The sequence below is a fragment of the Prevotella heparinolytica genome (assembly GCF_004342845.1).
GTDB lineage: Bacteria > Bacteroidota > Bacteroidia > Bacteroidales > Bacteroidaceae > Bacteroides > Bacteroides heparinolyticus.
In genome coordinates, this window is record NZ_SLXB01000058.1 from 1 (window position 1) to 1,822 (window position 1,822).

At 60.4% G+C, this 1,822-nt stretch carries 1 protein-coding gene and 1 pseudogene; both read left to right on the forward strand.

The window, feature by feature from the left end:
• The first annotated feature begins 86 nt into the window (after nucleotides 1–86).
• Nucleotides 87–1,184, forward strand: coding sequence for a fimbrillin family protein (locus tag EV202_RS14895; RefSeq protein ID WP_131927616.1), 1,098 nt, complete (start codon nucleotides 87–89; stop codon nucleotides 1,182–1,184).
• A gap of 231 nt (nucleotides 1,185–1,415) precedes the next feature.
• Nucleotides 1,416–1,822 (forward strand): annotated as a pseudogene (locus EV202_RS14900) (hypothetical protein); the annotation flags it as partial.

A 1,822-nucleotide genomic window follows, 5' to 3' on the forward strand; every position in this document is an offset into this window, starting at 1 on the left:
CGGACATTTGAGATTGTGATGTGACACCTATATATTATCAATTATCAATTATCAATTATCAATTACCAATTTAAACGATTAAAGACATGAAAAAGAATGTATTGTATTTGGCAATGGGTCTTCTTGCCCTTGCCTCCTGCTCGCAGGACGAGACCACGGGCCTGGACAACGGCGCGGGCATCAAATTCCGCCCCAGCGTTGGCAACGTGACGCGCGGCCCTGTCATCACCACGGCCAACATCTCGCAGTTCAAGGTGAGCTCTTACCTGGCGGGTGCGGCTGCCAACTTCTTCACGGACCTGCAGGTGAACAAGGCCGGTTCCGTCTGGAACACCGCGCAGACCTACTACTGGCCGGGCACGGGCACGCTGAACTTCTTCGCGTACTCCCCGGTCGACGTGACGACCGTTGCCGTGAGCCCCACGGCGCGCGCCATCAACAACTTCTCGCCCGCACCGGCCGTTGCCGACCAGAAAGACGTCGTGGTGGCCTTCGCCACGGGAACGAAAGCGGCCAACGAGACTTCCGGCGTTGCCCTGCAGTTCAAGCACATCCTCTCCCAGATACAGGTGAAGGCCAAGTCGGCCAACACCACCGCATATGAGATCAAGGTGCTTGGCGTGAAGCTCGGGCATATATCCTCCACGGCCAACTTCACCTTCCCCACCACGGTGGTGACGGGCACGCTGCCCTCCAGCCACTGGACGGTTCCCGGCACAGCGAAGGACTACGCTACCAACCTCGACTCCGAATTCACGCTCACTTCGGACGCCGAGAACATCACCAAGAGCAACTTCCTGATGATTCCCCAGCAGCTTACGCCTTGGACGAAGGGGAGCGGCGCCGACGGTGCCTACATCGCCGTGCTTTGCCGGATTTCGAGCAAGAACGGGGGCAACCTGACGCAGATCTTCCCTCCCCAGGCGGACAAGTTCGCCTATGCGGCAGTGCCCGTCGGGACGAACTGGCTGCCGGGTAAGAAGTACACTTACACGCTGAATTTCCTCGGAAGCGGGGGCGGTGGCAACATAGACCCGAATCCCACGAACCCCGACAATCCGGTAGACCCGAACGTGGACCCCAACCCGGGCACGGGCGGCGATCCTGTATTGGGCGGTGCCATCAAGTTCACCGTTACGGTTGACGAGTGGGACAACCAGCCCGAAGAGGAGATGGGCCTGTAATCCTCGTGTTACGGGCGTCACACCACATACCGAAGGACGGCGGGGGTTGGACCGGCCCGATACAGGCGGCCGGGGAGGGCGCAAGCCCTCCGTCCCCCGACGTCCGCACGTAATGGAGCGGTGAGCGGTTAGCGATGAGCGGTCAGCAGGCTGCGCTATCGACTAATCACTGACCGTTAACCACTAATCAACTGACCGCTAATAACGCTAATCGCTAAATAAACTTTGCTTATGAGAACTATTGGAACTATGAGATTTATCCGCCCGGCCACGGCCTCCCGATTGTTGCCGGGCGGCCTGTTGCTGTCCATGCTGCTGTTTGCGGCGTGCTCGGACGAACATGAAACCGGACACCGTGCGGGGACGTCCATCGGGTTTGCCGTGACCGCATTGCAGGGGGCGGGGGACGCCCCCTCAACCACGCGTGCCGCTGCCGACAGCGTGCCGCGCTTGGAGATAACCCCCATCGGGGGGGAGACGTCGGACGGCGGGCAGGAATTGTACCTGCACACCCTGACGGAAGAGGGCATCGCCACCAATAACGCACGGGAAGCCGGTGCCGGCGCTTCCGAAGAAAGCGGCGGCGCAACCACCAAGGGCGCCCCGGTGACAACCGCCACCATGCATGCCGACGCCAC

What these genes read in the sequence shown, in the direction of transcription:
- EV202_RS14895 (WP_131927616.1), top strand. Translation starts at nt 87, where the DNA reads ATGAAAAAGAATGTATTGTATTTGGCAATGGGTCTTCTTGCCCTTGCC.